The 7,292-nt window shown below is 51.8% G+C and carries 6 protein-coding genes; 2 read left to right on the forward strand and 4 right to left on the reverse strand.

Going from position 1 to position 7,292, the window contains the following annotated elements; all coding sequences use genetic code 11:
* From leuS to QCH34_RS03925, 4 genes are all read right to left on the reverse strand, one after another.
* Positions 1–2,400 (reverse strand): leucine--tRNA ligase (gene leuS, locus QCH34_RS03910; RefSeq protein ID WP_300330420.1); only part of this gene is annotated, 2,400 nt, incomplete at its 3' end.
* 30 nt (positions 2,401–2,430) lie between these two features.
* Positions 2,431–4,368 carry a PINc/VapC family ATPase gene (locus QCH34_RS03915; RefSeq protein WP_300330425.1) on the reverse strand — a complete coding sequence of 646 codons (1,938 nt, stop codon included), beginning with the start codon at positions 4,366–4,368 and terminating at the stop codon, positions 2,431–2,433.
* Positions 4,369–4,770: 402 nt separating this feature from the next.
* The gene (gene hisI / locus QCH34_RS03920; protein WP_300330437.1) at positions 4,771–5,124 is read right to left on the reverse strand and encodes a phosphoribosyl-AMP cyclohydrolase; all 354 of its coding nucleotides are present in this window, start codon (positions 5,122–5,124) and stop codon (positions 4,771–4,773) included.
* Between the two features lie 8 nt (positions 5,125–5,132).
* A complete protein-coding gene (locus tag QCH34_RS03925; protein WP_300330428.1) occupies positions 5,133–5,915 on the reverse strand; it encodes an A24 family peptidase C-terminal domain-containing protein in 783 nt (260 codons plus the stop codon).
* Positions 5,916–6,044: 129 nt separating this feature from the next.
* Here QCH34_RS03925 and QCH34_RS03930 point away from each other — a divergent pair, with 129 nt between their 5' ends.
* A complete protein-coding gene (locus tag QCH34_RS03930) occupies positions 6,045–6,656 on the forward strand; it encodes a hypothetical protein (protein ID WP_300330431.1) in 612 nt (203 codons plus the stop codon).
* On the forward strand, positions 6,653–7,292 hold a 640-nt coding region (locus QCH34_RS03935; RefSeq protein ID WP_300330434.1), incomplete at its 3' end, for a hypothetical protein. The genes QCH34_RS03930 and QCH34_RS03935, both read left to right, overlap by 4 nt.

Consider the following 7,292-nt stretch of genomic DNA (forward strand, 5'->3'; position numbering starts at 1 on the left):
TGACTCGATATCTTCGACGGTTCGTACAATTAACTCTTCTGCAAGCTCTATTTCAGGATTGATCCGGCTCTGATCAGGAACCGGCCACTCTGCATAGGAGACCAGCCCCTCATGCCCCATCTCACGCCAGAGCGATTCGCAGGTGAAGGGGATCACCGGTGCAAGCAGCCTGATCCAGGCATCAGCGACATCACGGAGCACTGTGCCACCGGTTGAACCGGCAGGAAGCCGCCTACGGTACCATTTCAGATCCGACTCGATCCCAAAGTATGCCTCCTGAAGCGCCTGCCGGGTCTGGAAGAGTTCGAGTGCCTCGGTCATGCGGGCGATCCTGCGCTGGAGACGGGAGGAGAGCCATGCATCGACATCATAAGTGCCATTTGCATCCTTTGACTCTGCAACATAGGCAATGAACCGTTCAATCTGTTTTCGTATGGATGATACGAGTTCATTTCTCCAGTCAAAATCCTGCCAGGGCTCGGCTGAACCGACCAGGAACATACGAACCGTGTCAGCGCCAAACTCCTCTGCGGCATCTTCCAGGAGGAATACATTTCCTTTGGAGGATGACATCTTTGCTCCATCCAGAAGCCCCATCCCAAAGACGACCATACCCTGTGGCTGGAGTTCATCGGGGAAGATGGCACGGTGATGGAAGAGCTGGAAGGTGAGGTGGTTTGAGATGAGATCTTTTGCCGAGAAGCGGTAGTTGTAGGGGTACCAGTAGAGGAACTCGGATCTCAGTTCATCAAGGATCGATCTGTCAACACCTTTGGGCTCTCCTCTGCCCAGGAAGATGTAATCGAATACCTCCGGGGTGAGGGACGCGGCAGGAATCCCGCTGATCCGGTGGGCAATCGTATAATATGCCATGTAGACGGTTGAATCCGAGAGCGGTTCAAAGAGCCATTTCGGATCCCAGGGAACCCGCGTGCCAAGCCCGACACGCCGGGTGCATGCCCAGTCCTTCAGCCAGTCGACAGTACGGTCAAACTCTGCCCGCACCTCGGGTGGAACAAGTGTGATCTTCTCGATCTGGTCATGCACCTGCTGTTTCCAGACAGGATCGCTATAGGCAAGGAACCACTGATCATCAAGGATCCTGACAAAGGCACGGCTTCCGCACCGGCAGACAACCGGTTGCTGATCGAAGTCATAGAACCAGATCGAGCCATAATCCGCCTCCATGATAGCGCCAACATCCTCACGTGCAACACGAACAGGTTTTCCTTCATGCTCCCCGCATCGTGCAAGGAGTTTTCCACGTGAGAACTCGGCAGAATAGACCTCCTGGGTCACCTCGTCCATCTTCGGATCGAACTGATCGACGATCCCATGCCGGATCACCGCCTCTTTCGCCGGGATTGCGCCATATCCATCAACCTGTATCAGCGATACCGGTTCGATATCGGTGTACTCTCCCTTCTTCTGAAGATCGGAGAGGGCGATATAGTCAAAAGGTGCATGTGCCGGAACACTCATCACGATGCCGGATCCCATATCCGGATCCACAAATCCTGCCGGAAGTATACGAACACGTCCACAGAGGGGATGGGAGACGAATGAGCCGATGAGATCAGCGCCATTCACCTCGCCGACAATTGACACCTGATGTTTCTGGAGTGCAAGCTTATCTGCTGCCTCCTGTGAGAGGAGCCAGACTGTGCCATCGACATCCGCCTTTACATAATCGACATCCGGGTTGATCCAGAGATTGGTCACCCCGTAGATCGTCTCGGGGCGGAGTGTTGCACAGGGGATCAAAAAGCCATCAGATTCAAAATTGACGAAGATGAATTTGACAATCTCCGCCTTATCCCCTTCGAGGAGATCGTGATCGCCGACCGGATTATCGCACTGCGGACAGTATTTAACGGGATGTTCCCCCCTGACAACCCTGCCCTGTCCATTGAGGTGATGGTACTGCCATTCGATGAATTTTGAGTACTGGGGAAGGATTGTGGTAAACCTCCGGCGCCAGTCGATCGAGAGGCCGAGTCTCCGCATCACCCGCTCGTATTCATTTGAAAAATGATCGACGATTGCAAGGGGATCGGAGAACCTGTCAATGACATCCTGAGGCACTTTATAGAGATCCCGGTACAATGAAAGAGTCTTTTCATCTCCCCGTGCAATCCGTTTTGAGATCCCGATAACAGGCGATCCCGTCACATGGAATGCCATTGGATAGAGAACCTGCCGCCCTCTCATCCTCCAGAATCTGGCAATAACATCCGGCACAATATAGGTTCTGCCATGGCCGACATGCATCGCTCCACTCGGATACGGATATGCGACATTGATATAACATTTCTCTTTTGATGATGGATCGGAATGGAATGCATTCTTCCATTCTTCTTCAACATCCGCTTCAGACAGCTTCAGTTCAGAATCACCCACAATAAAACTCCCCTCAAACACTAAACCCGGTTACTCCACCGGACGAACCGTGATCTTCTCACCCTCGGCATCCCGCCTGAGCATCTCCTGGGCAATGGAATTGTTTCTGGCAAGAAGAATCTCCCCGCTCTCCTCGACAGTGCCGGTAAAGAGGTATTCCTTACCTGAGAAGACGTCAACGATCTTGCTTGCATGTTCGGGGCAGGCGAGGATCAGGAATTTCTTATCTGTTCTGATCGCCACCCCGCCCGTGGCCGGAGACTGCACGGTTGGCTCTTCAATGGTTTCTGCCGGGTGGGTTGAATCCAGCTCGGTTCGCGAGCGGATGTCAATGCCAACACCGACCTTATTCACAATTGAAGCGATATTCTTACCACCTTTTCCAATAGCAGCCGGGATATCACGATCTTCAATATAGACAGATGCTTTACTGTCAGAGATCATCCTGACATCCACAGAACCCTCGGTGAACCTGCCGATCTCTCTCTGGATCTCCTTTTCAATCGCCTGCCACGGACTTGAGGAAGGAGTGTCAGGCTCGGGTTCCACATGTGCAGGGATATCGGTTTTTCCTGTATTCCGGGATTTTGGTGTCTGGAGAGATAAATCCTGGCTGTGCAACGGGTACACTATCGTCTCGCCGCCATACCGGAATATCTCGACCACCACAAGGCCGGTCTCACTATCTGCCACCTTGACAACCGGGGACGGAGTTACTTCCATTCCCTGTCCTGAAAGTGCGATTGGGCGATCGATTGAGAGCGTGAGCGAATAGACCCGTTCAATCTCACCCTCGGAGACGAAGATGATCGAGGGGATCACCTGGGGGAGAATACAGACATCAATCCGTGAGAGGAGACGCTGGAGTGCATCCTGAACTTTGTGTGCATGAAGAACCCCGACCATTCCGATCCCGGAGAGATGGAGATCCGCATAGATCTGGAAATCCTCAGGCTTCCGTATCTCATCAAAGATAACAAAATCAGGCCTGACAAGACTGAGAAGTTCTGCGGTTTGGGCCATATTCCCGTCAAGCGCTGTGTACTGGGTGATATGATCCGGCACCTGAAGATCACGCGGGGTCTCCATTGTCTTCACAACATAGTTGCAATCTGCAAGGAAGATGGCGATGCTCTGGGCAAGTGTCGATTTACCTGATCCGGGCGGGCCGACGATGAGTGTTCCCGACCGCTCGCTGATGATCGACTGTTTGATCTCATCAGACTTGCTGTAATCCTCAAGTGAGACATCCGCAATCGGACGGATGACAGTGATCTCCATCCCGTCTGAGAACGGGCGGCGGGTGATTGCGATCCGAAGCGATCCGATCTGGACGACCGTCACTCCCTTCTTCTCGATCTCAATAAACCCGTCCGGGTGGCGCTTGGCACGTTCAAGGATCTCCTGTGCAAGCTTACGCAGCTCATACTCGGTCATCGGGGAGTCGCGAATCTGCTCGATCCTCATCTCCTTCAGGCGGCCTTTCTTGGCATATGGAGCTACCCGTTCCTTGAGATAGATTGCCACGGTATTTTCATCAAAGAAGTGATCGATACCAAGCGGCGTGAAGTTCTCCTGTTGCGCCTTCATGAAGATGACAGGGATTCCCTTTGCCCGTGCAACCTCGGCCTGGACGATATCGGAGGTCATAAAGGATGCATCATATTCGATTGCGGCATTCCGGATCATCGAATCGATCTCACCGCCGCTTGCCAGTTTCACCTGTTCAAGCCGGGGCCGCTCGCCCACAAATTTGAGCTCGATTAATCCTTCATCCCGCATGCGGCAGAGTTCCTGGATCTCAGTCAGTCCGGAGAACCCAATCTCCCGCCCATGGTTTGCCTGTGCCTCAAGTTCCGCAAAAACAGCTTCAGGAATGATTATTGTTGCGCCTTTGCATTCGCCGTTCTGTATCATTGAGGTAATGCGCCCATCAATGACAACGCTCGTATCAGGTACCAGTTTCATAAAAATTCTACCATTGTAAACTCTTGATTATGGTTATCGGAGTGAGAATATGCTGATCATTCCCATGAACGGCAATAATCAGCCATTTTTTTATTATATCGCCCCAATAGGTTCCATTATTCATATACGTTCCGATATGGAAGATCCCGGATCACCGCTCTTATCGTATACGCCTGACCCGGGATCCACGTCAGACTCTGCTATTCTATTTTCTCTACACCATAACGTAAGAGATACTAGGATATAAATATCATGCGACTTCGGCCAGAGAGGAAAAGAAGCGGATATTAACCGGATGATAGAGAGAGAAAACCGATACTGTTTTTGTTCAAATGCGCCTCTCCAGGCGGCCGCCCCGGAAAACAGACCTTCCAAAAAAACGGGGGTTGCCAGAGAGAAGAATTATTTGTATATCGTCTCCGGGTCAACCATACGATCGAAGAGAACGTCTCCATCAAGCGTCCTGAAGAAGCATGATCGATACCCGAGGTGGCAGGCAGCACCGGATTGTGAGACAAGGTAGAGAAGAGTGTCTGCATCACAGTCAGTCCTGATCCCAAGGACATGCTGGAGATGGCCGCTCTCCTCGCCCTTCTTCCATATCTTCTTCCTGCTTCTGCTGTAATAGTGGGCATAGCCGGTCTGTTGTGTGAGGGAGACAGCTTCTTCATCTGCCCAGGCAACCATCAGCACCTCACGTGTCTCTGCATCCTGTACAACAACCGGAATGAGCCCGTTCTGATAATCTAATTCGATCATACCAATCAGACCCCCATAAGCGCCATCATCAGTGTAAAGAGTATATCACCGATGAGGCATGAAACGATCAGCCCGGCGGTTATCGGAATGAAGAACGGAACACCATAGGATATCCAGACAGAACCAGCTTGTGTATACAATGCAAGCTCTTTCCGGAATTCATCTGGCTGCTCCCGGAGGTCACGCGTATACACACGGTCATCCCGTGCCATCCTGCTGATCGCCTCTGCAAATGGGATGAAACGGCGCTTTAAACCATCTGTTGTCTCTTCAAAATCCTCAATTACAAAGCCAAAGACCGAACGGATATTCTCAGATTGAACCGGGAAACCGATGAACATGTACAGGAGCGGAGCCCTGTTCCCTTTCGCCAGATTGTAGATGAAGAGAAAAACCGGAATGAATAGATTCAGGATGAGGGCATTTGCGAGGACACTGAAGGCAAAGATTGGAACTGGCGGATACCCAAGGAGCGGTTCAAATGGAAAGAGAGGTATCAGGAGAGCGATAAAAATAAGACCCCAGGCATCTGCACCACCGAAGAGGCCAAAATATGCAATCGCATACATTACCCCTGAGAAGACGAGAGTCGTCAGGGCAATGATCAAAAACCAGTGTAGATCTCCAAGCAAGAGGAGATAATAGACATACCCTGTGAACGGGAGAGAGAGGAGGAGCATCGGATACCATGTCCGAAACGGTACCCTGCGATCGCGGATATCCAGAAAGGATCCATAGAGAAATGTCAATGCCACCAGAAGAAAGGGGATGGCCAGGTACGATATCATAAATGAACTATTCTGGTTGATAGATTATATATGGCATGGCATAGATTCTCTGGTACTCTGCGTATGATCACGTGCGATTCATAATAGAGGGTCAGAAAGGAGAACCCCGGGAGTGCAGGAGAAACAGAGATGCCCGATACAGATGAGTCACAAAAGAGATCAGGAACACTTGCAGACTGCATTTTGAATGCTGTACAGTGGCATTTTTCCGGCACGATCTCCTGCATGGAGGTTGACGGGGTGCGGGCACAGGTCATCTTCATCTCAGGGGAACCCGCAGGTGCTGAATATGCTGATGGCGCAGGAACGATCTATGGAGATATTGCGGTGCTCAGGCTTCCGACAAAACCAATCTACACAATATCCCCTCTACCGGTAGCAGAAGCAGAAGGTCTCGCCAGCTGTGCGCGCATCTATCACCCTGAACGGTTATTTGCACACGCAACAGTGAAGAAGAGGAGGGAAGCCAGATCGCCTGCAGAAACCTCCGGAGTCGGCAGGCTTACGATCAGGGTGGCATCTGGCCAGAGAAGACCTGTACCCCTCAGGATCGAGCTCTGGAGCGAAGGGCGCATATGCGGAACAGATACGCTCGATCAGAATGGAAAGGCATCATTTCGGCTTCTGGAGGGGGAGTACGAATGCCGGTTGCGAGAGGGTATCAGGTTGATTGGCAAAAAGACCTTCAGATATCCGGGTGGCGATATGGAGATTACAATACCAGTTGATGGAGCTGCATGATGAAGAGGCGGATACGGGACCGGTTCTTCTCATTCATCAAACGGAAAAAGAAAACGGAAGTAGAGGCAGGACCGGCAGAGAGAGAAATCGATCAGGCTGTGCCCGGATGGTTACTGCCGGTGACTCCGGAGAGTGGGGAGGAAGAGACAGGCAGAAGACCGGAATGGGGCGGTAGTCCGGACGAGGGCTCTGATCCCCTCAGAGAGATGGGGAAACAATGGGATCAGAGGACGAGAAGAGATCAGTATGGTGCAACAGAGCCATCCCATGCAACGGAAACTGAGGATGATACACGCCACGGCACCATACAGGAAGAGACAGATGGGGAGGAACAGATCAGAGAAGAGGAGATGGGCAGAGAAAGGAGCACTATCTTCTCTTTCCTGAAGAAGAGGCAGAAACCTGAAGAGATGGGTGAACAGCAGGATACCGGGGATGATCTTGAAGACCTTGTTGAAGAACTGATCGCGGCAACTCATGAGGACGACATGAGCCACCCGATAGCCGGGGAGGAAACCTCCCCGATCTCAGAAGAGAAAACACCACCTCCATGGCCAGTACCTGATTCGCGTCCGGGGGAGAAGGGTGGCGCAGGCGATCCGGAAACCGGAGATATTCGTCATAAGCCACCTCATC

The sequence above is a fragment of the Methanocalculus sp. genome (genome assembly GCF_029762515.1).
GTDB lineage: Archaea > Halobacteriota > Methanomicrobia > Methanomicrobiales > Methanocorpusculaceae > Methanocalculus.